Origin of the sequence: Chryseobacterium sp. 22458, assembly GCF_052044975.1 — a bacterium.
GTDB lineage: Bacteria > Bacteroidota > Bacteroidia > Flavobacteriales > Weeksellaceae > Chryseobacterium.
Genome location: NZ_JBQEOA010000003.1, coordinates 454,772 through 480,789 on the forward strand (window position 1 = coordinate 454,772; position 26,018 = coordinate 480,789).

Below are 26,018 nucleotides of genomic sequence, written 5' to 3' on the forward strand. Positions count from 1 at the left end.
TACAATCTTTGATTTTTTAAGTATAAATAGCTGTTTTCCGGTACTTTTTCAAGACAGAGAACTTGTGTTTTTAATTCTTTTTTAAACCCTTCCTTTCAGATAATCCTGACGGAGATCCTCATCCAGTTTTTCGATGGAATACCGTAAGCAGGTTCTTGGCATTTCTTTGTAATACTGTTTCAGATAGCTGATCAGCTCGGCTTCATTTTTCTGTCCCATTTCCCTCAACAGCCATCCGTTTGCTTTATGCATCAGATCATGTGGGTGCTTCAGATTTCTGGTTACAAATTCTTTGGTAAGGTCAAACGAACCTTTTTTCACATAATGCATTGTTCCCACCACAGCAATTCTCTTATGCCACATTTCTTCAGATTCCGAAAGCTTTCTCAGAAGGTTTTCTTTCTGGTTTTCAAATGCATATCTGCCCAGAATTTTATAGCAGCTTGAGTCTACAATATCCCAATTGTTGACATACGGAAGATGCTCAAGATAAAACTTCACGGCTTCATCTTTTACAGCTTTGTCTTTCGTTTTTTCAAATTTTAAGACCAGCATAAAGATCGCTGTCAGCCTGTATTCATGATATTGGGAAGAGAGCAGTATACTTAATTCCTCCCAGCTTATTTTCGGATAATATTCTTTGGCAACAGATCTCTGATCCGGAACTTTTACCCCCAGAAACAAGTCTCCTTCCCCATATTCACCTTTTCCCGTTTTAAAAAATCTGGGGAAAAATTCTGCTTTTTCGGGGATGGATAAAACTGCTAGTGCCTCCTGTATTTCTTTGATAAGACTAGTCATGTTATTGGCTGTCGGCTGTATTTATATTTTTAGACAATCATTAAGACTTTTCCTCCATTGCAATACTCTCCTGCTCTTTCTCTTCTCTGGCAATCTGCTTCGGGTTGGCCACTTTGGCAATCGTAAGCCCCTGAACAATAATGGAGAATACCACCACACAGTAGGTGATACTTAAGATAATTTCACTGTATTCACTTTTAGGAATAGACATCGCCAAAGCAATGGAAACTCCACCCCGGATTCCTCCCCAAACCAGTACTTTTACCGTCTGCGGACTAAATCTTGTTCTGAGTGAGGTGAATTTCGTAGGACCCCAGATGGAAATAAATCTTGCCAGTAAAACCACAATGATCGCCAGCAGACCAGGAATCATAAAATGCTTAAGGTCTTTGATCATCAGTAGCTCAAATCCTATGAACAGGAACAATACGGCGTTCAGGATCTCGTCAATCAGCTCCCAGAACTTGATCAGATAATCCTGGGTAACAGACTTCATCTTGAAATTTCTGTTAAAATTCCCCATGAATAAACCTGCCGCTACCATCGTCAATGGTCCTGAAATATGCATTTGTCTTGCAATAAGATATCCTCCCATTACTACAGAAAGCGTTACCAGTACGGAAATAATATAATCATCCACCTCACGCATCAGCCTGGAAGTTACCCAACCGAGTAAAACACCTAATAAAAGGCCACCACCAGCTTCATGAAGTAAAAGTAACCCGATGCTTTCAACCCCAAGATCCACTTCTTTTCCAACGGCAAGCTGTAGCACTACTGTAAAAACAACAACCGCCATACCATCGTTGAAAAGAGATTCTCCGGCTACTTTTGTCTCCAATGATTTGGAAACATTCGCCTGTTTCAGAACACTCAGAACCGCAACCGGGTCAGTAGGTGAAATTAATGCTCCAAAAACAAGACAGTAGATAAAAGGAAGATTAATGCCCACATAAGGAAGCAAATAGAACATTCCGAAACCTACTACAAAAGTGGAAATGACGACACCCACCGTAGAAAATATCACTACAGGCCTGAACTGTTCTTTCAGATCGTTGATGTTAATATGAATTCCTCCCGCAAAAAGAAGAAAATTAAGCATAGCTCCCATCAGTACTTCTGTAAAATCGATGCTGCTCATCAGGTTATGGAGATGTCCGAAGGTTCTCGGAAGCACTGTTTCACCAAACATGACAAGGAAAATGGAAACCACAATGGCAATGACCATGATCCCGATGGTACTTGGAAGTTTTAAGAATCTGTAGTTAAGATAGGCAAATATTGATGCTAATACGATTAATGCTGAAAACGAATAATATAACTCCACTAAGTGTTTTTTTAAGATGAATTGGTTAGTCTAAATAAAGTATTTTGATATAAATCCTTCGGCTGTCTTTCTCCCATATATCTATCATGCCGTCTTTTACAGCTTTTGCATTTCTTGTATAATCCTGTCCTATATTCAGAATATTCAGCAGAATATATTCGTCGCCCACAGAATTGACGAGATAAGCTGTTTTTTCAGACATCCCGTCTCCCGAGCTCTTGATTCCGTCTGTAAGTGAGCGGAACTGATTGAGATGATGCATAAAATTGCTGCCGTCTTTCAAAGAGTCATAAGCTCTCAGAAGAATCAGCAGGATATCCAGATTGGTGGGATCTTTATCATACAACGCTTTTCCCTGTTTGACACAGTCTGAGAAATTTCCCTGTTTGAAAGCCTCTGCCAGATTTTTGAAACCTTCGTCTGAGGTCTGCACCTTATCATTTCTGAAATTTCTTCCGTAGTACAGGTATTGTGATTCTATACTGTCTAAAGACTTCGGGTATCCCTTATATTTAAAAATGAGTTTATCATAATTGTAAGGTGAATCAGGATTTTTCAGACTTTTCTCAATAGCTTTTAAGTCCACTTTTGATTTCTGGCTGAACCCAAAAACCGAAAGCATCATGAATAAGAGAAAAAAGGGATATTTCATTAATTGTTATCTTCTTCTTCGTTATCAAAATATTCGAAAAGGAAATCATTGTAAGGAAATCTTGAAATATGGATCTTCATCACTTCGTCATAAATCATTTTCTTCATTTCCGGGAAGTTTTCCTTCGTCAGAGCAGAAATGAAAACCGTTGGGTATTTGGATTTTGCCATCCAGGTTTTTTTCCATTCTTCCAGAGAAATGTTTTTACGGGTAGAAGGGGTAAGGTCATCTTCGTCCTTTTTCACATAGCTGAAATCATCGATTTTATTAAAAACCATGATCATCGGCTTCTGATGGGCGTCAATTTCCATCAGGATATGATTTACAGATTCAATGTGGTCTTCAAAACTTTCGTGAGAAATATCTACTACATGAATCAGCAGGTCTGCTTCACGCACCTCATCCAGCGTTGATTTAAAAGATTCTACCAGCTGTGTAGGTAACTTTCTGATAAATCCTACCGTGTCGGTAAGCAGGAAAGGCAGATTTCCGATCACCACTTTTCTTACGGTGGTATCAAGGGTGGCAAACAGTTTATTTTCTGCAAAAACCTCAGATTTCGAAAGCGAATTCATCAGGGTAGATTTTCCTACGTTGGTATATCCTACCAAAGCGGCACGTACTACTTTCCCACGGTTGTTACGCTGAGTGGCCATCTGTTTGTCGATTGTCTTCAGTTTATCCTTCAGTAAAGTAATCCTGTCACGGATGATACGACGGTCGGTTTCAATTTCCGTTTCCCCGGGACCTCTCATCCCGATTCCCCCTTTTTGACGCTCAAGGTGGGTCCACATCCTTGTCAGTCTAGGTAAAAGATACTGGTATTGCGCCAGTTCTACCTGAGTTCTCGCATAAGAAGTCTGCGCTCTCTGGGCAAAAATATCAAGAATAAGGTTGGTACGGTCCAGGATTTTAACTTCCATTTCTCTTTCCAGGTTTTTAAGCTGCGAAGGAGAAAGCTCGTCATCAAAAATTACGGTTCCTATCTCATTTTCTTTTACATATTCTTTTATCTCAAGGGCTTTTCCGCTACCGATAAAGGTTTTGGAATCAGGCTGGGTCAGTTTTTGAGTGAAGCGTTTTTGTACTGTTGCTCCTGCTGTGAAAGCTAAAAACTCAAGTTCATCCAAATACTCCGTTAGTTTTTCTTCATCCTGATGCTGTGTGACAATACCTACCAGGACTGCTTTCTCATAATTATGTTCTTTCTTTTCTAACATTAAGTTCTATCTAAGTTTATGATTTTTACAAGATAATATTTTTCAGAAAAAAAACAAAATCAAATTTTATTTAATAACACATTTTAATATAAATCTAAATGTAGCCTTGTTATGTTTTATAAAAAATCAATAACTTTATGTAATAATTTTCTGTTTTTTAAGTATTTAAAAAAATAACTCCAGAAGATCATGATTTCACATATTAGATGTATGATTATTGATGATGATGAACTGGACAGGCTGGTTCTTCAGCATTATATAAAACAATATGAAAACATAGAGCTTGCAGGATCTTTCGATTCGGCAGAAAAAGCAGTTCCTTACCTTGATCTTCCTGTAGATTTTCTCATCACCGAAACCAATTTAAAAGGGATGAGCGGACTTGAATTCCGAAAACTTGCCCACAAGATTCCTGCCTGTATTTTTGTCAGTTCACATCCGGAATTAGCTGCCGGAGTTTTTGAAGTCAACGCCTTAGACTTTATCACCAAGCCATTGACCTCGGAACGTTTTCATTTTTCTATGCAAAAGCTTTTCAATTTTTTTGAAGTAAAAGAAAAATGTGAATGCTACGATACCCTGATAGGAGACCACTGCATTACGATAAAAGAGGGTGGCCATATTTCCCAGATCAAAATGAAAGACATCCTGTATCTGGAAGCTTTAAAGGACTATACCCGGATCATCACCCTTGAAAAAAACCACTGCATTCTCAATTCACTGGGTAATCTTCTGCAAAAGAAATTTTTTGACTCTTTTATCAGAATACACCGGAGCTATGCTGTTCCCCGCCACCTCATCCGGGGTAAAAACTGCCATGAAATAGAACTGACCCATCAGATCAAACTTCCTATTGGCCGAACGTACAAGAATAATCTGTCATTCTTCGAGCCTTAAAAAAACAGCCCGCAATAATCCATAAAATGCCATTGGTCGATTATTTCTGCCGTTGGTCTATTTTCATATTATCTGATCCGGATAGATGGTAATTTAGTACTCCCAAATTTCCCCTTATTTATTAACCACAAAACTGTTATTCATGAAAAAAAAATTTATTTACTGTCTTCCCTTGTTCCTATTTCCGATCGTCATCTTTCACGCCCAATCTGCTATTCTGGCAAGCGGCATGGATGCATCGGCGGGCAATGGTTCGGTCTCTTACAGCATAGGTCAGACCGCTTACCTTAACAAAGGTACCCCCGTTCAGGTTATGGAAGGGGTGCAACAAGGCTATGAAATTACTACACTTGCAACCCAGGAAGTTTTATCCGAACAAAAGGATATCCTGCTTTATCCCAATCCTTTCAAAGATTTTCTGTATATCGATTTTACTACCCATGATTACAAGGGTTCAGAATACCAGCTTTTCGATGCCCAGGGTAAACTGATCAGAAAAGATATTATCCGGGAATCAAAATCCGAGCTTAATTTTTCTGCTCTGCCTTCTACGATGTACATCATCAGAATTAATCAGAAAGGTGAAAACATCAAAACTTTCAAAATCATAAAAAAATAACTGCCATGAAAAAAATATTATTTTTGTTCGGGGTACTGTCCGGTCTCTTTATGGGATTCTCACAGGCACCTGAAAAAATGAGCTATCAGGCCGTCATCAGAAACGGTTCGGGACAATTATTAGGCAATCAGAGTATTGCGGTACGAGTGAGCGTCCTGCAGGGGTCTCCCGCCGGTGCAGAAATTTATGCCGAAAGACTTACAGGCAATACCAATGCAAACGGGCTTATCAGCCTGGAAATAGGAACAGGAACCGTTCTTACCGGAACATTTGCTTCTATCAACTGGCCTGTAGGAAGCTATTATTTAAAAACAGAAACAGACCCGGCAGGGGGCACAAACTATACAATCACAGGAACCAGCCAGCTGCTGAGTGTTCCTTATGCCATGTATGCTAAATCTGCCGGAAACAGTGGCGGTACATTCAATATTCCCTATATCAACACGGTAAATAATGCTTCCACTTTATTTTCATTAACCAATGATGGCGACGGAACTTCTTTAGAAGGAAACAATAACACAACCACATCCAATATTGCTGCGGTAAGAGGTATTGTAACCAGTGCTTCTCCCGGAGGTTTCTCTTCAGCAGTCCGGGGGATCAACAATGGAACCGGAGGTCTTGGTGTAGGAATATATGGAAGCCAGGCAGGAAGCGGCTGGGGGGTATATGGTACTACTCCTAATGGTCTTGGGGTATACGGAAATGCCACAGCTAACGGAATAGGAGTTTATGCCAATAGCAACACCGGAACCGGTCTCACAGCGACCAGCAATAACGGAATTCCTGCAAGTATTTCTATTTTCAACAATGCGAACAACAATACAGCTCTTAGTGCTTCCAGCGTAGGAAACGGTACCGTTGTAAACGTTACCACTTCAGGGAATGGAGCCGGGGTGAGAAGTTCTACAGGAAGTGGATTTGGAGTTCACGGGATTACCACTGCCCAGACTTCCGCAGGAGTTGTAGGTGATAACAATGGCGGAGGTGAAGCGATAGTAGGGAGAACTACCAGTGATATTGCCGGAGCGGTTGTAGGACGTAATGATGGGGGCGGATATGGCGTAAGAGGTTTTGTAGCAACCAATACCTCCGGAACCGGTATAGGAGTCTATGGTCAGGTGGGTCTCAACAACAGCACGGGACGTGCAGGTAGGTTTGAAAATTTTAATCAGACCAATACTACAGGAAATACTTTTGAAGCAGAAACCAATAGCAACGGAAATATTCCAGATAATACACAAGGTAATGCGGGATCTTTTCTCGTGGACAATACCAATAGTGTTGCAGCAGCAGTAAGAGGTGAGGTAAAAACGATATTTGGAAACTTCGGGGCAGCCGCTATTTTTGGAATATCTTCAGGAACCGGAGGGTTCGCCGGATTATTCCACGCTTCCAATCCTTCCGGAAACGGCGCATCTCTGGTATCCATCAATGACGGAAACGGAAATGCCATTACAGCCAATGCCAGCAAAGATGGAAATGGTGTAGAAACCAATATCGACGGTGCAGGAAATGCTCTCTATGCCTGGGTACCTTCCTTTGCAACAGGACGTGCAGGACGGTTCAATATTTTCAATGAAAATAATACCAGCGATGTCATAACAGTAACTACAGTAGGAAATGGTATTGCAGGCAACTTCAAAGTTGACCGGGTAACCGGAACTTCTCCTGCAGTAAGAGGAGAAGTCAATTCACAGTTTGCCAATTTCGGAACTGCGGGTATCTATGGAATATCTTCAGGAACCGGAGGGTTTGCCGGGTTATTTCACGCAAGTAATCCTGCCGGAAATGGACCGGCACTGATTGCCATTGCAGATGGAAACGGTAACGGCATAACAGCTAATGCATCAAACACAGGTGACGGTGTAGAAGCCACTGCAGACGGAACAGGAAGTGCTATCTATGGCTGGGTTCCTAATTTCGGAGAAGGACGTGCCGCAAGATTTGTAAATTACAATACGGGCAATACCAACCCTGCTCTTACCGTAGAAACCCATAGCAACGGATCTATCGCTTTATTTAAATCCGGAAATCCGGGAACAGTGAATGTTGCCAGAATCAATTCTGCCGGACGTGGATTTTTTAACGGTGGTACCCAAACCGGTGGTGCAGACGTTGCTGAAGTATTTGATGTGGAAGGAACCGTGTCCGAATATGAAACCGGTGATATCCTTGTGATCTCAACCCATTCTGACAGAACGGTAGAAAAATCTTCAAAACCTTATTCGAATCTTGTTGCAGGAGTGTATGCCACCAAACCCGGTGTACTTCTCACCGAAGAACATATTGATACTGATCTTTCGGGTAAAGTTCCAATGGGTGTGATTGGCGTCATTCCAACTAAAGTATGCCTTGAAAACGGGAAAATAAAAAGAGGTGATCTCCTGGTAACTTCTTCTAAATCCGGAGTTGCCATGAAAGCCAACCTTAAGAAAGTAAAAATAGGACAAGTCATCGGAAAAGCCCTTCAAGACTATGCTCAAAAAGAGATTGGAAAAATTCAAGTACTTGTCAACATAAAATAAACCGTCATGAAAACAATACACATCATTCCGTTATTATTTTTGAGCACGATTATCTATGCTCAGGAAAATAAACAGGCTGCTCCCATAGAAGATCAGGCACAGGTGGTAAAGCAACTAAAAGAACATGAAACAAAGCTTATGCAGGAAGCTAAAGAAAATGCAGACAAACAAACCACAAACACAGGATTCCCTTCTGATAAAGGACTGGAAGTAAAAAAACAGGAACAAAAATCTAAAGCGGCTAATGAGAATTCCGGAAAGCTACTTCCCAACACAGCAACACTGGAAGAAATAAAAAGAACAATTCCCAACAGACAGGCATCCCGAAGCACGGCTAATTCTAAGAACACAAATACTCATGTTACGGGGTTGCCCAATACTGCAACGCTGGAAGAAATAAAAAAGACAATTCCTAAAAACTGATAACCTTTAAAAGCTAATAACCAATCTAGATTTTTCAAACAAAAGAAGTCCGCTGCACAAGCGGACTTTTGTTATTATAAAACGGATGCTCTGATTAATCCCAATCTGCAGCCACAAACTTCATAGAATTTCCATTTTCATCAGATAGTGTAAGGAAATGGCCCTCTACAGAATATTTTGTCATCGTTTCGATTTTTTTCTGAAAGGCAGTTTCCAAACTCATATCCTGGCAGGCTTTCGCTGTACTTACTCCTTTTGAAATCTTCACTTTTCCCCCTTTTTTAAATTCGGAAGTAAAAGACATCTGATTACAGCCCAGGTATGCACTTCCCTGAATTTTACCATTTTCCATTTTAGACGTGAGATTAATTTCTGCTTTATCAGCAATCAGCTGATTTTTGGTAAAGCCTTCGAATGAGACCAGCATCCATTGCCTTTGCAGATAAGGATTCTGAGCCGACACTGAAGAACAATTTACAACAAGTCCAACAAATAAAACCGCAAAAAGGGATAATAGTATTTTTTTCATGCGGATTATCATCCCATTTTCATACCAATCCGGGACAGAATCTCGTAAAAATTAGTAAATTAGCGACACAAAAATTATTTTATAAAATGAAAAGACTATTTCTACTATTCACTTTCTTGTTGGGCTTTGCCCAGATGAGGGCGGATGAGGGGATGTGGCTGCTTATGCTCATCAAACGACTTAACGGTGTTGATATGCAAAAAGAGGGTCTGCATCTGACGCCTGAAGAAATTTATTCAGTGAACAATTCGAGTATGAAAGATGCTATCGTAAGTTTCGGTGGTTTCTGTACGGGTGAGATTGTTTCTGATAAAGGACTTTTATTCACAAACCACCACTGTGGTTATGGAGCTGTAGCTGCTGCTTCTACTCCTGAAAAAGATTATCTGAAGAACGGTTTCTGGGCAATGAAACAGAAAGACGAGTTCAATGCAAAAGATCTTTATGTAAGATTTTTAGTGAGAATGGATGATGCTACCCAAAGAATCACCTCCAAACTTAACAACAATATGACCGGAGCAGAGAGAAAAGCTGTTATAGATGCTGAAACAAAAGCAATCCAGACAGAAAACTCTGAAAACGGGAAGTATACTGTAGTGGTAAAAGATTTCTTCAACGGAAACGAATTCTACTATTTTGTATACCAGGATTATAAGGATGTAAGATTGGTAGGAGCTCCACCTTCTTCATTAGGAAAATTCGGTGGTGATACTGATAACTGGGAGTGGCCAAGACACACTGCAGACTTTACAGTTTTCAGAGTATATGCAGATGCTGCAGGTAACCCTGCGGAATATTCTCCAAGCAATGTTCCTATGAAACCTAAGCACTTCCTTCCGGTTTCTCTTAAAGGAATTAAGCCTGGTGATTTCTCAATGATCTTAGGGTATCCTGGAAGAACAAACCGTTACCTTACTTCTTACGGAATTGAGCAGATGGTAGGTAAAGATTATCCGGCTTGGGTTGAAGCTTCCAAAACCGCAATGGATGTGATGAAGAAGTATATGGATAAGGATAAAGCTACTCAGCTTAACTATGCTTCTCAATATGCATCTGTAGCTAACTACTGGAAAAACAGACAGGGAACCATTGATGCGGTAGAGAAAAACGGAACAATCACCGATAAGAAAACAATTGAGGACAAATTCAAATCTTGGGCAGTAATGCCGGGAAACACTGAATACGACGGTGTATTAGATGATATCAGCATTTATTATAAGCAAACTTCTGACAGAAATGTTGAAAGAAATTATGCTACTCAATTCTTAAGAAATGCAAAATATATTTCTCTTGCTCAAAAAGTAGGTTCTGTTCTTAAAGCGTATGCAGCTCAGGATATGCAGGGAAGATTGGCTATGAAGGCTAAAACTGAAGCTGCAATCAAAGAAACTTATGAAAACTTCAGCCCGGCTTTAGAAGGAGAAATGCTTGCAGCAATGACAAGTCTTTACCAGGCGAGAGTGAAAAACCCGGAGGTTGCTTCTGCTACCATCTTAGGATTAGATGCTAAAACAGTATCCAACCTTGCTTACTCTTCTATTTTTGCCAACAAAACTTCTGCAACGAACTTCTTATTGAATCCGGATGCATTAAAGCTTGATGCTGATCCACTTTGGAAAGCGGCTAACGGAATTGTTGCTGATCAGAAAATGAGCACTGAGAGATATGTAAAAATAGATGATAATTTTGCAAAAAACAGCCGTTTATTCTTAGCCGGACTTATGAAAGCTATGCCTGAGAAGAAGTTCTACCCGGATGCAAACTCTACCATGAGATTAACTTACGGTACTGTAGATAAGCTTCCTATCAGAAGTGACAGAAACTACTTCGGGGTTACAGATAACTATTATACAGACATGACAGGTCTTGTTGGAAAATACAAGAAAGGTGATGAGGAATTTGATCTTCCACAAAGGGTGATCGATCTTTACAACCTTAAGGATTTCGGACAGTATGCTGATGCTAAAGGATACATGCCTGTAAACTTCCTTTCAGACAATGATATTACAGGAGGTAACTCCGGTTCTCCGGTAATTGACGGTGACGGAAACCTGATCGGTATTGCTTTTGACGGAAACAGCGAAGCTTTAAGCGGTGATATCGTATTCGAACCTGAATGGCAGAAAACAATCAACGTAGACGTTCGTTTCGTTCTTTGGACCATCGACAAATATGCGGGTGCAAGAAGGTTAATAGATGAATTGAAGCTTGTAAGAGATGAAAATACTCCGGCTGATACAAAAACTAAAAACTCAGGTACCACAACAACACCTAAGAAAACAAAGAAAAAATAATCTCATCTGATATATTTTTGAAAACCGTGAATTTACTTTCACGGTTTTTTTATTTTTGAAATATTAAATTTTTTATAATGAACCCTCAACCCATAGAATTCAAAGCCGTCATTAAGCAAAACGGAACTATGAATGCTGCATTTGTAGAATTTCCTTTTTCAACGGAAGAGCTATTCAACAAAAAAGGACAGGTGAAAATCAAAGCCATATTTGACGGTACGGTTGAATACCGTGGAAGCCTGGCTAAAATGAAATCTGACTGCCATATATTGGGATTAACCCAGGAGATCAGAAAGCAGCTTGGGAAAACCTTTGGTGATGAGGTTTTCGTTTCTCTTATGGAAGATAAAGAAGAGAGAGCAGTTGATATTGCAGACGATATTACTACTGTTTTTAATGAAAATCCCGAAGCTAAGATAATGTTCGACAAAATGAGCTACACCCACAAAAAGGAGTATATCCGCTGGATTGAGGAAGCGAAAAAACCGGAAACAAGAGAAAACAGAAAGATTAAAATGATTCAGATGATTCTGGAAGGAAAAAAAGGAATATAAAAAAGCTACCCGAAAAATTCCGGGCAGTCTTTATATCATTTAAATTGCTGTTAAATGTATGTTATGCAAACGGAGGTCTTAGATGACTTACAATATTTGCCGGTAACCCTAAAACATTTGCATATTTTATATTATTGGCGAAAGATACATTGTCTGCAGAAGGAAATACATAATCTCCCGTAAAAACACAATTTTGAAATAATGCATGGGTAAGATGATCAATCGTTCCTCCCTTCCACTCAACATTTTTAAACTGAATATTGCTGGTAGAAAATGAAGCATCTGCATTGTCGGTATTAAAATGATTGATATCTCCCCCATTCATAATAAGTGTTCCCAGATTCGCTCCACTAAATACAACTCTACCATATCCAAAACAATCTGTTAAATATAAATTGACCCGGCGGCTATAAACAGTATGATCTATAGAATTTATATACACACTTGTTGTATGAAGTGCATTGGTAGTCAGCCTGCCTCTGATTTCTATATTCGTATCATATTTCAGTTGTTTAATATTATCCTTAATAATCAATGCTGTTACATAATCAGTTGTAGATTTTGCATTTAGAATTGTATCAGTAATTTTCAGATTCTTAAGATTAATATACTCCCTGTTCAAAACTCCTGAAAAAAAGCCATGAACAACATCTGCATCAGTATTAATAATTGGATTGATAATATTGAGACTTTCCGGTAAAGTGGGTGTAACAAAATACTTAGGCAACATTGGCTCTCCAACATTCCCTCCCGGGCTGGTATATGAGAACATATAAATATCTCTTTTACCAGGCCCTGCATCAAAAGAGTGAGTGTTGAAAACGGGATTATTTATATTTACAACTCCCCCTAAACTAGGAGTATCCAATCTTATTCCCATAAAAATACGGGCATTCCCATTTACCACCGGAGAGTTTAAAGTAATGTCATTTCCCGCAAACTGAAATGCCGCAAGCCCCTTATCTGTTTTTACAATAGTATTATTGGCTGTAAATCTGTCTGTCCAGTGATCATCTATTCCTTCTTCCCAAACGCCCCGGTTGATGGTAACATCCACACTGTTTCTTCCTGTATACCCGTGCCTGCATTGCATTACATTTCCGTCATTAATAACAAGGCCTATCGAATAATAGTTGGCAATACCATAACCTACGCCATCTTTTTTAAACCCTTGGATAAAAGGATTATTGATGATAACATCAGCACAGGTATTTACTTCCAGCGCTACAGCCCCTGCGCTATAATTATTAGTTGTATTGAGAATTCGTGGATTATTAAGAGTAACATTATCTCGGCTTATGAGTAAATATGCATCTGTATTTAAATTCTCCGCTACTTCAATATTTAGATGATCTATAGAAATATGCTCTTCAAGGGTAAATTTCTTAACATTTAGTACACCTGGATTATTGGGATCCTGGTTATAAGAGCAGACTAAAGGTGTACTCAATTTACCATCAATACATCGAATAAACTCTCTCTTTTTATAATTTTTTTCGGTAGAAGTACCATCACGGTCAATTAAAATCTCAGAAGAATCAAAATACAGGTTGACAACTCCCTGATTGGTAAAACCAACATCCAGGCTGCCCCGTATCATTTTATTCGTATCCCAAGTACTTATATCCACAAATTCACCGGTATGGCTTCGAGCAATTGTAATAGATACATCACTATTTTCATTTGTCAGAATAAACTTCCCTTCACATTTCCCACTTGTTTTAATTTCAAAAGGTTTTTTTACAACAACTTTACACTTTCCGGGAATGGTCCAAAATAGATTATTGACATTAACATAATTAAAATAAGACAAAATAAATTGGGTATCATCATACGATCCATTCCCTTTTACTCCAAAGTATCTGACGTCCAAATCATGGGCAAAATTATGTTCCAGTTTAATTCCTCCGGTTTCAACAACACTCCCGGCATCATCTGTACTCAATGTAGTAGACAAATGATAAATAATAGGAGTAGGCGTATCTCTTTTTTCGTAATATCCTAAAAGATAAACTCCTTTATAAACACCGTTTTGAAGGTCTGTTACTTCTGAAGCCGACAGATTTTTCATTTCGGCCATCGTATTCTTTACAATACATGGAAAACTCATAAAAATATTTTTTTGGTTGATAAAATGGTCTTAAGACAAGAATCAATATGGTCATACTTTGTTTTGTCCTGATGCAAATATCATCATCCAGAGCGCCAAAACTTGACGTATTATTTACCCTGATGCAAAAAAAACAAATCTTTTCCGTCAGGATTTCAGGAAGTCTTCGACTATAGTTTTAATTACAAGTTATAACTATAAAAAATTAACATTATGAAAAAGATTTTTTTTAAAACCACAGTATTTGCAGCAGCTGTTACAACTGCATTAACTCTTTTTTCATGCAGCGATTCAGACAACAACATGATGGATAATTCTTATCAGAGGATGATCACGTTTGAAAATGTCGTTGCTCCTAAAGATTTTGTGCAAAGCGGTAGCTTTCAGGGAGTGGGAAATCCTCCGGTAATCATGCCAGGACAGTCTGTATCCATAAAATTCAGTGCGGGAAAAACACAGGCTCTGATGTTTGCCACCATGTACGGGCTTTCTAAAGACTGGTTCTTTGCTTCCCAGCAGCCAGGCATCAAACTGTTTGATTCCAATGGAAATGCAATCACAGGAGATGTATCTTCAGGCGTATTATTATGGGATAACGGAACCAAAGATAATATGACAGGACAAGCTGAAAGCAAGCCTATCATGCAGGTTCCCAATGTGAATGCCTCACAGCTGATGAAACTCAATCTGGCTTACAATGATGTAGCGTCGGAATTTACTTTAACCATCACCAATACATCCGGCGGAACAGCCAATGAAACTCCGTTCTCGCCAGGCGTATGGGCGGTTTCCAATTACAATGGTTCCCAACTGCTGAACAGCGCTCCATTCTTCACGCCTAATGCCCTATCCAATCCGGAGATCACAGATATTGCCCAAGGAGGAGATATTACGAAGATGAAAATGAAACTTATAGCCAATACAGGAATTATGACAGGACTTTCTCCTGCGTTAGTGGTCGTTTATCGTGGAGATAAAAATCCGGTATACGAGCTTGGAAAAGCAGATACAGGAATGGGGTTAAAAGAAATTGCCCAATCTGGAAATGTGGCGAAGCTTCAGAACAGCCTGAAATCTTTACCTAATGTAAAAGGTGTATATGTAGCAGGCAGCGCACCAGTGACACCGGGAAATAAGATTATGGCAAATTTCAAAGCCGAGCCGGGGGATAAAATTGCCTATGCAACGATGTTTGGTTTTTCTAATGACTGGTTTTATGCTAATGATCAAAGTATCGATGCTAATGTAAAAGGAGATCTTACCTCAAAAACGTCCTTGTTTGATTCCGGTACAGGGGTAGACCAGTATCCGGGAGCAGGGAACCGTCAGGCCTTATTTGGTGGAACCCCGCAAAGTGAAAATATGCCTATTTCGAAGGTAGGAAACCAATACCCTGTTCCGGCTGTGCAGAATGTCATAAAAGTAACGGTAAATTAAAGTTTGCAGAAATCAATATAGTCAGTTTTTTTACTGATGGGCTGATTTTATTAAAAAGTTCCGGGCAGCTTTGCTGCCCGGAACTTTTAAAATCGTTACGAAACCGGGATACCGAGGTAATTCAGATATGAATCCAGTATTTTTTTATCAAATACCGGTTCCTTGATCCCCGAACCCTCCAGAAACCTGATGACATTGGAACAGTCCCAGATATACGTATTCTGATAAAGCTCTACGGTAGATAAACCTTCATGCATATTATCTTTGAAAAGACTTGTAAGTGGGTACAGACGGTTTTTACTGTCATCTTCCCATTGCTTCCTCCATTCTTTATACGGAAGTCCTTCCAGGGTAAATGGATAATATTTTTTCATAAGACCAAAAAAGTCTTCCAGCGTAAGATTCGTTTCCGGACTGGCAATCAGATTGAATTTCTTCCCTAATGCATCTTTATTTTTAGTGATATGAGCCATGGCTTTAGTCATATAATCTACTGTGATAAGGCCTTCCCTCAGTTCTGTAAGTGCCGGATATGACTTAAATTCCACACAATTTTTCACCAATCCTGACCACCATTGATATGGAGCGCTGGCCCCTGTTTCACTGTGGCACATAGCATATCCAAGGCGATAGGTGATCAATGGCAACCCTTCTTTTGCGGCAAGATCAGCAACAGCTTCCATCACCCATTTACTTCTTACATAGCCTATATCTTTACTTACAGACATCAGATTTTGCTCTATATCATCAGATTCCAGCATCACAGTCTTCCCTGTGAAAATATGCCCCCAGCTGTATACCGATATTGTTGAAAGCAATGCCAGACCTTTGGTTCTTTCTGCCCCGGCCAGCTTTATAATCTCTCTTAATCCCTCTACATTGGGTGCTTTCATGTAGGAATAGGGTTCAATAAAATTAACGGAGCTCCCCGAATGATAGATCAGATCAACCTTCTGTGCCAGCATTTTGAATGTATCTTCTGACAGACCTAATGATGATAATGCCAGATCACCGATTACAGGGATAATTCTTTTTTTCTGTTCTTCATTCTGAGCAATATGATATTGTTTATAGCAGCGGTCAATTTTTTCCATGGCCTGAAATTCATCCTGAGCTCTTACCAGACAATAAATATCGGCATTTGTAGTATCCAGAAGTTCCTGAAGAAGATGAATTCCTACAAATCCGGTCACTCCGGTAAGGAAGATGGCAGACGGATTTTCCATCTGTACAGGATCAAAACCGCCGGCAAATACGGTTCCCGGTGCCAGATAAACATCTTTCTGCAGCTCCACATAAGGCTCCACATCTTCTATAGGAGCTGCTTCTCTTTCCTCCTTAGATCTATGGATCAAAATTTCTGAAAGCTGTCGTAATTCCGGGTACTGATAAATATCTCTTAAGTAGACTTTGATTCCTAATCTTTTCTGTAATGCTACTGCTACAACAGCTACCAACAGGGAATTCCCTCCAATATCAAAGAAATTATCCGTAATGTTGATCACAGGCCGTTCCAGCTCGGAAGACCAGATATCTGCAATGATTCTTTCTGTTTCATTGGTTGGCGGCTCGAAGGAAATCAGCTCTTTAGCCTCTTTATCTGCAAGCTCTTTTAGGGAGTTGACATCAGTTTTTCCATTGGCCGTAAGGGGTATTTTATCTATAAAAATAATCTGTGCAGGGATCATATAGCCCGGCAACTCTTCTTTCAGCAGATTTCTTACTAATGTTATATCTTCTTCTGCATTGGGTTTTGACACGATAAAGGCCACAAGATATTTATTGTTTGACAGGGTATCTTTTGTGATTACAATTGCTTCCTGTATATTTTCCTGCCGGCTTAAGGTACGTTCTACTTCTCCCAACTCCACTCTGAATCCTCTGATTTTCACCTGACTATCTATTCTTCCTAAAAATTCAATATCACCATCCGGGAGCCATTTGGCAAGATCGCCGGTACGGTATATTTTTTCATTTTCCCTGAAAGGATTGCTGATAAATTTTGCAGCTGTAAGTTCTTCGTTGTTAAGATATCCCTTAGCCAGAATATCTCCTCCAATAAACAATTCACCTACGGCACCTACCGGAAGCAACTCCATATTCTCATTCAGAATATAAGCTTTTGCATTGGCTATCGGTTTCCCTATTGAAGAAACATATTTCCCATTGATATCTTTCACTTTTCTGAACGTGGCATATACTGTACATTCTGTAGGACCGTAATAGTCGATGAGTTCAAAACCCAGTTCTGTAGTGAGTACCGGCTTCAGCTTTTCTCCGCCGGTGAAAAGATATTGAAGGGCCAGATTCTTGTAGCTTCTGGTGTGTTCTATAAAAGCAGGGGTAAGAACTGTTGGTACAAAACCGTGAGTAATATGATTTTTACTGAAATACTCTACCAAAGCAGAAACATCTGTTCTTTCCTCGTCTTCTGCAATAAAAAGTGTGGCCGCAGAACTAAGTGCAGACCAGGTTTCCCATACGGAAATATCAAAGGCAAGCCCGGCTACAAGGCTTAATTTCGAGGTGTGATCAACATGAAAATAATGATTATGCCATGTGACCAGATGCTGAATAGCACGGTGGGTAACCATTACTCCTTTCGGCTTTCCTGTAGATCCGGAGGTATAGATCGTGTACGCTAAAGAATCCTGATGAATTTTGATATCCAGTGGCTGAGAAGAAAAATGATCCGTATTTTCCAGATGGCTAAGATCTATTACTTTTATGTTTTCTTTCTCCGAAAAATAAGTTCCAAAAGTATTATTTGTAATGATCACTTTAGCAGAAGTATCTGAAAGAATGTATTCTACCCGTTTTGCAGGATAAGCAGGATCTACAGGAACATAAGCTGCTCCGGTTTTAACAATACCAAGCACAGCAACAGCCCACTCTACTGAGCGGCTAAGCCATACAGGAACATACATGCCTTCTTTAATGCCTTCTGCTGTCAGTGCATTGGCAATCTGATTGCTTCTTTGATCCAATTCCCTGTAGCTTAACTTCTGGTCCTGATATACAACCGCAATATGATCAGGATGAAGTGCGGCCTGTTTCCGGAAAAGGCTCACAAGAGTTTCTCCTTGCTGATAATCCCAGCCGGTTTTATTAAAATCATGTAACAGCTTCTCTCTGTCTTCCGAAGACAATAATACTGTTGCTCCTATTGAATGTGCCTCTGATGTTGAAATTTTATCTGTCATCGTAAAATAATTTGGTTAAAAGTTTTTGGTAATCAATGTTTTATTCGCTTACCTAACCGTTTTCAATCTTTTTTAGCAATACAATCTTATCCCTGTCCGTCTTCAAAAAAGAAAACAGATATGAATGTAAAAGCCGCACAGTTTATAAATAAATGTGTGCTCACGATGGTTGAAACGGTCAGAAATAATGAAAGTCGAAATGATCTGCTTCAGGACAGAACTGTAAACAAAGCAGGAGCTTTATTTATCACGTGCAGTAATATAAGGATGGACTTTATCTTTATATTCTTCAGCTTCTCATCTGAATTCAAGAAGTGTTCAATGGTTTTGTTTTCATAGGTGATATTTTTAATAATTTGGTATTTTAAACTTAACATAATATTATGAAGTACGTGTTACATAATTACTACATCATCCCACATGACGATCATTAATATTCTAAAAACACACTGATAAAGAGCAATATACAGTTAAAATGCAAATCCATTACCCTTTCAACTATTACTTTATTTGGAAAATATATATTAAACCGGGAAACATGGTTTACAGCCGATAATTGCTTCAGAAAAAGTTGCCTAGTTATCACAAAAGTGTCATTTCTGTGACAAAAAAGCAGTGTATTCAGGCACCTGCAGACTTTGCAATGAAAGCCTTGATGATCTGCTATCCAACTACAGAAATAATTATATGAAGTATTACAACAACATTGAAAATATTATTACTGATGCAAGACAATCGGTTCAATTTTATATTGAGCATAATAATGAACTGAATTTTTTTTATCATAATGACTATTTCCCGGAATAGGCACTGTTCAGGCATTCCAGAATTCACGGTCCAAGCTTCTGTACTGTATAGCTTCAGAAATATGATGGGAAAGTATTTTTTCTGATGATTCAAGATCTGCAATCGTCCGGGCTACTTTCAGAATTCTGTCATAGGCTCTTGCCGAAAGATTAAGTTTTTCCATCGCCATTTTGATGAGGTTGAAGGATGTTTCATCCAGATCACAATAGGCTTCGATCTCTTTCGGACCAATCTGGGCATTGCAGCTGATAGTGAGATCTTTATACCGTTCATTCTGAATATCTCTTGCTCTTAGAACTCTTTCTCTGATCTCTTGACTTTTTTCTCCTTTCCTTTTTTCAGAAAGCTGTTCAAATTCTACTTTCTGTACTTCAATATGAATGTCTATCCTGTCCAAAAGCGGTCCGGAAAGTTTATTCATATACCTCTGCATTTCATATACAGAAGAAGTGTTGTTGGGATCATCAGGAAAAAAACCGCTTGGGCTGGGATTCATTGAAGCAACCAGCATGAAGCTTGCAGGGTAATTGACAGTGAATCTTGCTCTTGAAATAGTCACTTCCCTATCTTCCAGGGGTTGCCTCATGACTTCCAGCACGGTCCGTTTAAACTCCGGCATTTCATCCAGAAATAACACACCGTTGTGCGCAAGAGAAATTTCTCCTGGTTGGGGATAGCTCCCCCCACCTACTAAAGCAACGTCTGAAATGGTATGATGTGGTGAACGGAAAGGACGTACTGTCATTAATGAAGTTTCTGTTCCTATTCTCCCCGCTACAGAATGAATTTTTGTGGTTTCCAGGGCTTCTTTTAACGTAAGCGGAGGCAAAATGCCGGGTACTCGTTTAGCCAGCATGGTTTTTCCACTTCCAGGAGGGCCAATCAGAATGATATTATGTCCTCCGGCAGCAGCAACCTCCATGGCTCTTTTAGCCGTTTCCTGGCCTTTAACTTCTGAAAAATCAAAAGGAAAATCATTGATCTTCTCATGGAATTCTTTTCTGGTATCCAAAACCACTTTTTCGATAGGTTTTCCTTCATTAAAAAAATCAATTACTTCTTTGATATTTTCTACGCCGTACACTTCCAGGTTATTAACAATGGCGGCTTCCCTGGCGTTCTGAATGGGAAGGATAATTCCTTTAAAACCTTCTTCCCTGGCCTGAATTGCAATGGGGAGCACTCCTTTTATCGGTTGTAGGCTCCCATCCAGCGAAAGCTCTCCCATGATAATATAGTTCTGAATTTCTTCAGCTACAATCTGATCTGATGCGGCCAGAACCCCTACAGCAATACTGAGGTCATAGGCAGAACCTTCTTTTCTGAGATCGGCCGGCGCCATATTAATTGTGATTTTCTTGCCGGGGATTTTATACCCTACATTTTTCAGGGCAGCAGAAATCCTGTAACTGCTTTCCTTAATGGCATTATCCGGAAGACCCACCAAATGGTAGCCCACTCCGGTATCTACGTTTACTTCAATGGTTATTGTCTGTGCTGCAACTCCGTGAATGGCGCTGCCATAAATTTTAATCAGCATAGGTGTGTTTTTCAGGTAAAAATAATCAATATACTATTTTGAAAATCTGAAGCTTACACGGAATATTTTCTATGGAAGAGGAGATTAAGAAAAAGAATTTAAGAAAAATGAGTTGTGATCTATACTCTGGATTTATAGCTACAAGCGAGATGCTTGCCTGGCAGTGGTAAAAAGAATCTGTTCAATTTCATCATTATATATTCTGATAAATATCGTGAAAAACCTGAAAGGAATTTTTATTTATTGTGCTTTTTATCATCAGTGTATAATCAGGCTGTAAAACAGAAGAAATCTAATGGTATTTCACATAAAAAAACCGGTACAAAATCAATTTGTACCGACCTAACCATTATTAAAAACTAACGAAGAAATTAAACGGTCTGAATCCGGAATAAAGAAATAAAATTTAAATCAAGAAGTCAGATGCCGAAAAGAAGGAGTTCCTCATAGGGGACCGATTAAGGCCAACATTTAACAAGGATGATTTACTCTACACAAAGTATTAAAAAATAGTGTTCTGACCTTCTTCTACAGTACAAGAAACATTCTTCTCCCGGCACCGTACTTCTTTCCCACAATCAAAATTTTAATATATTTCCGAATTCAATTATTTAATTAATTATTTTTTTATAAATCTGTTTTTATACTCAGTTCCGTCATCACTTTTAGAGATGATAATATAATTTCCGGGCACCAGGTTACTTACATCAATCCCCTGATTGTATTTGTGATTATTCTTTTTGAGAATAAGTTTTCCGGTCATATCTATGATGGTAACTTCTTTATAATTTTTGTCTGATTCTTTCCCGATATAAAGGAACTGGGCGGTAGGGTTTGGATATACTTTCAGGTTGTTATCCTTTGTTTTTACTTCTCCCGTACTCAGATTACTGCAGAATTCCCAGTTTCCGAAATTAAGCTGCACAAACGTAAGCGGATCAAGCATATAGCATTGCTCAGGGCAATATTCCGTACAGGCATAAAAACCATATTTTCCGGTCTGGGTAGCAATATAAGTATCTCCGTTTGCTCCCGGAATAATACATGGATCATTAGCTGCCGGAGGATTGCTTCCCGGAACACACCTGAACCAGATATGCTTCCCATACACAGCAGGAAATACATCATCAAACTGAACCGAAGCTCCATTACATACATTTACCACTCCCATATCTACTTCTTCATAAGTTCCGGGAGTGTAGGTAGACATCATGGCAGGTAAACCATAAGCATAACCATCTGCAAATACAGCAGGGCTTTCTGCTACACAATCTCCCTGGGTAACGGCTACTTTAAAATAATACAACTGATCCCCGCCGTTAATGGTCAGCTGTTGTGAGGTAGCTCCCGGAATAGCGACCCATGGATTGTTGTTGGGTGTCTGCCACGTCCATTCCTGCTTATACCATTGGTAAGTTCCGTAAGTCTGTGTTGAAAGTACTTCATCTTCACTCTCACAGAACAGGATGCTCCCCGGGATCTTCAAACCAAGTCTGGGGCTGGTAATGGTAGGATTACACTGTGCCTTTATATTCAGAAAGCTGAATAATACAAAGGCTAAAAAAATTAGTTTTGTTTTCATATATAGACATTTAAGTTGATTTTCATAAACATCCTCTACATTCAGTCAAGCAGCAATCTGACTCCGAACTTCACATTAAAATGGAGTGGCTTTTCTTTATAAATGGTATTAGGGGCATTGTCTCCCTTAAAATGATATCCTATTCCCGGCTCTGCATAAATCCCGAATTTATCAATGACTTTCAGCTGAAGTCCGACTGCGGTATTGACAGAAAACTGCAGGGGCTTATGATCAAGCTTTTCCTTTATTGTTTCTTTTACCTCATCATTGACGATGTAGTTCGTGGTAATCCTTCCTGATACAGGTTTCTCCAGCAATGCTCCTCCGGTAACATAGCCTGTGAACCTTCCCTTCCGGATCACATTATAATTGACCTGAACCGGAATTCCTATATAATGAACAATCTGGTCTCCTTTGATGTAATTGCTTCCACTTCCTGAATGGAGCTCAGAGGCCAGCTTAGTGTAATTTACCCCGGTGCCTATTCCCCATCTTTTTCCCAGGTTATAATAAAGTGACAACCCGAATGTGACCGGAACCTTATGCCTGATCCGTGCTTCTACCGGTTTGCTCTGGTTGGCCAGCAATATTTCCGTCAGAGGATCATCTTCGTATTCAGAGGCAGTCCATACTTCTTCAATATTCATCGGCTGCCCATTGATAGAGGCATATCCTGGAAACTGCTGCTCTGCAGAGTTGGATGATGCATTGCCTGTAAGCATACTGAGCATCCATGATCTTTTCTGATGAGGTTTTACCGTTTTATTCTTCGTATTCTCAACGTATAATTCTTCTACCTGTTCTTTTATTACTATTTCTTCAGCAGGTTTTTCCCGAGCAGTATTCCTTTCTATTTCTCCTGATGCTATTTTTTGAGATTCAGAATTTTCAGGGATAAATATTCCTGATCTATTCTCTGTTTTTCCGGTTTCCGGTCTGTTTTCATTGCCCTTTACTCCATTATTCCCTACGCTTCCGGAACTGATCTGCTTTGAAGTCTTCTCTGAAATATTTGAATTCAATATATTTTGATCTAAAAAATGATCAGAACTTATATTGATATTTTCTTCAACATCTGACCCGGCAGGAAGTTCCAGTCCTTTCTGAACAGAATTTCTTTCTTTTTCATTTTTTACATCGGTATGTGTTTGAGCAAGCACTTTATGATCTTTGTCTCCGGGCAGAATTTTCATCATTACAATGAGCAGTACGATAGCGGCCGCAATCCCTGCCATACGATACAGCAACGTTCTCTGTATGGAATCTGCACCTCCCGCCTTCTGTTTCCCTCCTTCTTCATGCTGTGATTCAGAAATCCATCCGACCAAAGCCTGTTTTTCTTCTTCGTCAGAGAACAATTCATCTCTGATGTCATCCCACAATCCGTCAGGAACATCTTCTTCATGGTCTTCCATTCTGCTGCGCAGGCTATTTAACCACTCATTATTCATATTGTGCTTTTTTTGACGTTTTAAACTCTTTTATTTTCTGAACAAGCATTGCTTTCGCCCGGTGAAACTGAGATGCAGAAGAGTTCTCTGCAATTCCCAAAAGCCCGGCAATTTCTTTATGGCTCTTTTTCTCAAATACATACAGATTAAAAACAGTTCTGTAGCCTTCCGGAAGCAATCTGATCATGCTCATAATATCATCCCGTGGAATTTCCTCAAAATCCGGTTCCTCTTCTTCAGGAATATCAGACAGTTCCTCTACTTCTACCGTTGATTTAAAATCACTGTTCTGTCTGATATATTTCAAAGATTCATTCACCACGATACGGGTTATCCAGGCTCTTAAAGATCCATTTCCCCTGTATTCAAAAGTCTCTATCGAACGGAACATTTTAATGAAGCTGTTCTGAAGGACATCATGAGCATCTTCTTTTTCCGTGATATAGCGGGAGCAGATATAAGCCAGATTTCCGGAATAAGCTCCGAAAAGCTCTTTCCAGGCAGCTTCTTCCTTCTTCAGAAGACGCTCTGCTAAAATCTGTTCTTTATTTTCACTCATATACTGCTACGTAGCTGTTTCAACAGGTATTAAAACAATGGGACAAAAATAGATTGCATCTTTTAAAACACAATCCATTTATGACAAGATCTATTAATTTTTTATACAGAAGGGGAAATTATAATCAATCACCTCATAAGGGGTAAGTGCTGTTCCGTCTACTGTAATTTTTTCTGCCTTCAGAGCAAACCTCAGTGAACGGTCCATTCCTACATAAAATCCTTTCTCTTTCGCTGCCAGTGTTACAATGGTTTTCTTAATGGCTCCATCTACGGGAATCTGCAATTCCAGGGTTTTAGGAGCGAGCGTCAATTCTACAACATTACTCGCTGTGTTTACTGAAGCTGTATATTTAAGGTCATATTTCACTTTTCCTATTGCTTTTAAGGCTGTCTCCGTTTTTACCGGATCTTTTACGACTGTTTTTACAATTTCACTGACGGGAAATTCGGCAAACATGATGGTGTCTTTTTTTACTTTAAAGTCTCTGACACTTTCTTTTCTTGTACTTCCCTGTATGGTAATCAATTTTCCTTTATAGTTTCCTGGCAGCTCTTCCAGCTTTACCGGAGGTATGTCCGGCCCATCATTATTACAGGAGGATAAAGCGAATCCTATACATCCTATTAAAACTGCTATTAAAAATCGGGGTACTGTAAATTTTTTCATTGCATTATTTTTTCATTGAACATTAATTATTTCGAGTACTCAATTATATAAATCTCTTTTTTCCGGAATCTTGCATACTTTTTTTTAAAAAACAATAAAATTTTCATAAACAACTGATTATCTGTGAATAAAAATCACATTATTTTGCTAAACACTTTCTTATCTGATGACATCTACCGGATTACAGGTAGAAAAAAAACGTGAATTTCCGGTATTGTCCCACCCGTCACCAGCCCGCTACATTTGTAAACAGTAAAATGCGAAATAGTAATGATTATGAAAATTCAAAACACAAGAAAAATTATTTCAGGTCTCCTCATGGCAGGTATTCTGGGAACTGTTTTCACAGCATGCAGTAAGGATGATGATCCTGTAGATGCCAAAGCCAATGTAAAGTTTACAATTACCGTAAACGGAGCAGACTCTAATGATCAGGTTGACTTCATTGTACAGGCAGGAAATCATGATGCCAGCCAGTATGGCAATCCGGTATGGAGGATGAATGGAACTGAACAGGGCAATGAAAACACTGTAGAATTAGAGGTTAGTAATTTTACAGGCAATACAAAGACTTATGTATTCGAGACTGTAAAACCGTTTAATTTTTCCAGTCTGCATATTATCGCTTCTAATTTTGACGGAGCTCCTCTTTCTGTAAGCTACAAAGCAGAAGTGGGTGGTAATGTGGAGACCAATGAGAACAAATCAATAGTAGCAGGACAGAGCTTTATTAAAGATTACTCATACAAGGCCAAATAGTTTTAAATATCAAATATTTTTTGAACGATGGAGAATAAATAGCCATGCCGGCTATTT

Annotated in this window: 20 protein-coding genes; 8 read left to right on the plus strand and 12 right to left on the minus strand. The window is 39.2% G+C overall.

Features of this window, described 5'->3' with window-relative positions; translation table 11 throughout:
* Positions 1–81: 81 nt before the first annotated feature.
* The 4 genes from ACTJJF_RS12945 to hflX are packed head-to-tail and all read right to left on the minus strand — an operon-like array spanning position 82 to position 4,000.
* Positions 82–801, minus strand: a complete 720-nt coding sequence (locus ACTJJF_RS12945; protein WP_440699912.1) for a DNA alkylation repair protein — start codon at positions 799–801, stop codon at positions 82–84.
* 40 nt (positions 802–841) lie between these two features.
* A complete protein-coding gene (locus ACTJJF_RS12950) occupies positions 842–2,128 on the minus strand; it encodes a cation:proton antiporter (protein WP_312297285.1) in 1,287 nt (428 codons plus the stop codon).
* A 25-nt stretch (positions 2,129–2,153) separates the two neighbouring features.
* Positions 2,154–2,780 (minus strand): DUF4919 domain-containing protein, encoded by a 627-nt coding sequence (locus ACTJJF_RS12955; protein ID WP_312297287.1) that lies wholly within the window; start codon positions 2,778–2,780, stop codon positions 2,154–2,156.
* Positions 2,780–4,000: a GTPase HflX gene (gene hflX, locus ACTJJF_RS12960; RefSeq protein ID WP_312297288.1), complete on the minus strand. Its 1,221-nt coding sequence runs from the start codon at positions 3,998–4,000 to the stop codon at positions 2,780–2,782. The genes ACTJJF_RS12955 and hflX overlap by 1 nt, the downstream gene beginning before the upstream one ends.
* Before the next feature lie 189 nt (positions 4,001–4,189).
* Here hflX and ACTJJF_RS12965 point away from each other — a divergent pair, with 189 nt between their 5' ends.
* The 4 genes from ACTJJF_RS12965 to ACTJJF_RS12980 all read left to right on the plus strand — a co-directional run bounded on the left by ACTJJF_RS12965 (position 4,190) and on the right by ACTJJF_RS12980 (position 8,467).
* Complete coding sequence (locus ACTJJF_RS12965) at positions 4,190–4,897, plus strand: LytR/AlgR family response regulator transcription factor (RefSeq protein WP_440699913.1); 708 nt, start codon at positions 4,190–4,192, stop codon at positions 4,895–4,897.
* 142 nt (positions 4,898–5,039) lie between these two features.
* Positions 5,040–5,516, plus strand: a complete 477-nt coding sequence (locus tag ACTJJF_RS12970; RefSeq protein WP_440699914.1) for a T9SS type A sorting domain-containing protein — start codon at positions 5,040–5,042, stop codon at positions 5,514–5,516.
* Between the two features lie 5 nt (positions 5,517–5,521).
* Complete coding sequence (locus ACTJJF_RS12975) at positions 5,522–8,044, plus strand: beta strand repeat-containing protein (RefSeq protein WP_440699915.1); 2,523 nt, start codon at positions 5,522–5,524, stop codon at positions 8,042–8,044.
* 6 nt (positions 8,045–8,050) lie between these two features.
* Positions 8,051–8,467, plus strand: a complete 417-nt coding sequence (locus ACTJJF_RS12980) for a hypothetical protein (RefSeq protein ID WP_440699916.1) — start codon at positions 8,051–8,053, stop codon at positions 8,465–8,467.
* A 94-nt stretch (positions 8,468–8,561) separates the two neighbouring features.
* Here ACTJJF_RS12980 and ACTJJF_RS12985 read toward each other — a convergent pair whose 3' ends face one another.
* Positions 8,562–8,996: an META domain-containing protein gene (locus ACTJJF_RS12985; RefSeq protein ID WP_440699917.1), complete on the minus strand. Its 435-nt coding sequence runs from the start codon at positions 8,994–8,996 to the stop codon at positions 8,562–8,564.
* An 86-nt stretch (positions 8,997–9,082) separates the two neighbouring features.
* On the opposite strand from ACTJJF_RS12985, the gene ACTJJF_RS12990 reads away from it, so the two are divergent.
* Positions 9,083–11,290: a S46 family peptidase gene (locus ACTJJF_RS12990; protein WP_440699918.1), complete on the plus strand. Its 2,208-nt coding sequence runs from the start codon at positions 9,083–9,085 to the stop codon at positions 11,288–11,290.
* 77 nt (positions 11,291–11,367) lie between these two features.
* Positions 11,368–11,844: a YdeI/OmpD-associated family protein gene (locus ACTJJF_RS12995; RefSeq protein WP_440699919.1), complete on the plus strand. Its 477-nt coding sequence runs from the start codon at positions 11,368–11,370 to the stop codon at positions 11,842–11,844.
* Positions 11,845–11,905: 61 nt separating this feature from the next.
* Here ACTJJF_RS12995 and ACTJJF_RS13000 read toward each other — a convergent pair whose 3' ends face one another.
* On the minus strand, positions 11,906–13,954 hold the full coding sequence (locus ACTJJF_RS13000) for a hypothetical protein (RefSeq protein ID WP_440699920.1): 2,049 nt from the start codon (positions 13,952–13,954) through the stop codon (positions 11,906–11,908).
* Positions 13,955–14,167: 213 nt separating this feature from the next.
* Here ACTJJF_RS13000 and ACTJJF_RS13005 point away from each other — a divergent pair, with 213 nt between their 5' ends.
* Positions 14,168–15,391: a spondin domain-containing protein gene (locus ACTJJF_RS13005; protein ID WP_440699921.1), complete on the plus strand. Its 1,224-nt coding sequence runs from the start codon at positions 14,168–14,170 to the stop codon at positions 15,389–15,391.
* Positions 15,392–15,486: 95 nt separating this feature from the next.
* Here ACTJJF_RS13005 and ACTJJF_RS13010 read toward each other — a convergent pair whose 3' ends face one another.
* The 6 genes from ACTJJF_RS13010 to ACTJJF_RS13035 form a co-directional block, all read right to left on the minus strand.
* The gene (locus ACTJJF_RS13010) at positions 15,487–18,594 is read right to left on the minus strand and encodes an amino acid adenylation domain-containing protein (RefSeq protein ID WP_440699922.1); all 3,108 of its coding nucleotides are present in this window, start codon (positions 18,592–18,594) and stop codon (positions 15,487–15,489) included.
* Between the two features lie 814 nt (positions 18,595–19,408).
* Positions 19,409–20,941, minus strand: a complete 1,533-nt coding sequence (locus ACTJJF_RS13015; RefSeq protein WP_312297307.1) for a YifB family Mg chelatase-like AAA ATPase — start codon at positions 20,939–20,941, stop codon at positions 19,409–19,411.
* Between the two features lie 619 nt (positions 20,942–21,560).
* Positions 21,561–22,523 (minus strand): T9SS type A sorting domain-containing protein, encoded by a 963-nt coding sequence (locus ACTJJF_RS13020; protein ID WP_440699923.1) that lies wholly within the window; start codon positions 22,521–22,523, stop codon positions 21,561–21,563.
* A gap of 41 nt (positions 22,524–22,564) precedes the next feature.
* Complete coding sequence (locus ACTJJF_RS13025) at positions 22,565–23,974, minus strand: outer membrane beta-barrel protein (protein WP_440699924.1); 1,410 nt, start codon at positions 23,972–23,974, stop codon at positions 22,565–22,567.
* Positions 23,967–24,533: an RNA polymerase sigma factor gene (locus tag ACTJJF_RS13030; RefSeq protein ID WP_440699925.1), complete on the minus strand. Its 567-nt coding sequence runs from the start codon at positions 24,531–24,533 to the stop codon at positions 23,967–23,969. Before ACTJJF_RS13030 ends, ACTJJF_RS13025 begins: the two co-directional genes overlap by 8 nt.
* A gap of 93 nt (positions 24,534–24,626) precedes the next feature.
* A complete protein-coding gene (locus ACTJJF_RS13035; protein WP_440699926.1) occupies positions 24,627–25,202 on the minus strand; it encodes a DUF4840 domain-containing protein in 576 nt (191 codons plus the stop codon).
* Between the two features lie 276 nt (positions 25,203–25,478).
* Between ACTJJF_RS13035 and ACTJJF_RS13040 the strand changes: the two genes are divergently transcribed.
* Positions 25,479–25,961: a hypothetical protein gene (locus ACTJJF_RS13040; protein ID WP_312297316.1), complete on the plus strand. Its 483-nt coding sequence runs from the start codon at positions 25,479–25,481 to the stop codon at positions 25,959–25,961.
* The last annotated feature ends 57 nt before the right edge of the window (positions 25,962–26,018 follow it).

Coding starts and splice junctions, on each gene's coding strand:
- ACTJJF_RS12945 (WP_440699912.1), bottom strand. CDS start 801: ATGACTAGTCTTATCAAAGAAATACAGGAGGCACTAGCAGTTTTATCC.
- ACTJJF_RS12955 (WP_312297287.1), bottom strand. CDS start 2,780: ATGAAATATCCCTTTTTTCTCTTATTCATGATGCTTTCGGTTTTTGGG.
- hflX (WP_312297288.1), bottom strand. CDS start 4,000: ATGTTAGAAAAGAAAGAACATAATTATGAGAAAGCAGTCCTGGTAGGT.
- ACTJJF_RS12965 (WP_440699913.1), top strand. CDS start 4,190: ATGATTTCACATATTAGATGTATGATTATTGATGATGATGAACTGGAC.
- ACTJJF_RS12970 (WP_440699914.1), top strand. CDS start 5,040: ATGAAAAAAAAATTTATTTACTGTCTTCCCTTGTTCCTATTTCCGATC.
- ACTJJF_RS12975 (WP_440699915.1), top strand. CDS start 5,522: ATGAAAAAAATATTATTTTTGTTCGGGGTACTGTCCGGTCTCTTTATG.
- ACTJJF_RS12980 (WP_440699916.1), top strand. CDS start 8,051: ATGAAAACAATACACATCATTCCGTTATTATTTTTGAGCACGATTATC.
- ACTJJF_RS12985 (WP_440699917.1), bottom strand. CDS start 8,996: ATGAAAAAAATACTATTATCCCTTTTTGCGGTTTTATTTGTTGGACTT.
- ACTJJF_RS12990 (WP_440699918.1), top strand. CDS start 9,083: ATGAAAAGACTATTTCTACTATTCACTTTCTTGTTGGGCTTTGCCCAG.
- ACTJJF_RS12995 (WP_440699919.1), top strand. CDS start 11,368: ATGAACCCTCAACCCATAGAATTCAAAGCCGTCATTAAGCAAAACGGA.
- ACTJJF_RS13000 (WP_440699920.1), bottom strand. CDS start 13,954: ATGAGTTTTCCATGTATTGTAAAGAATACGATGGCCGAAATGAAAAAT.
- ACTJJF_RS13005 (WP_440699921.1), top strand. CDS start 14,168: ATGAAAAAGATTTTTTTTAAAACCACAGTATTTGCAGCAGCTGTTACA.
- ACTJJF_RS13010 (WP_440699922.1), bottom strand. CDS start 18,594: ATGACAGATAAAATTTCAACATCAGAGGCACATTCAATAGGAGCAACA.
- ACTJJF_RS13015 (WP_312297307.1), bottom strand. CDS start 20,941: ATGCTGATTAAAATTTATGGCAGCGCCATTCACGGAGTTGCAGCACAG.
- ACTJJF_RS13020 (WP_440699923.1), bottom strand. CDS start 22,523: ATGAAAACAAAACTAATTTTTTTAGCCTTTGTATTATTCAGCTTTCTG.
- ACTJJF_RS13025 (WP_440699924.1), bottom strand. CDS start 23,974: ATGAATAATGAGTGGTTAAATAGCCTGCGCAGCAGAATGGAAGACCAT.
- ACTJJF_RS13030 (WP_440699925.1), bottom strand. CDS start 24,533: ATGAGTGAAAATAAAGAACAGATTTTAGCAGAGCGTCTTCTGAAGAAG.
- ACTJJF_RS13035 (WP_440699926.1), bottom strand. CDS start 25,202: ATGAAAAAATTTACAGTACCCCGATTTTTAATAGCAGTTTTAATAGGA.
- ACTJJF_RS13040 (WP_312297316.1), top strand. CDS start 25,479: ATGAAAATTCAAAACACAAGAAAAATTATTTCAGGTCTCCTCATGGCA.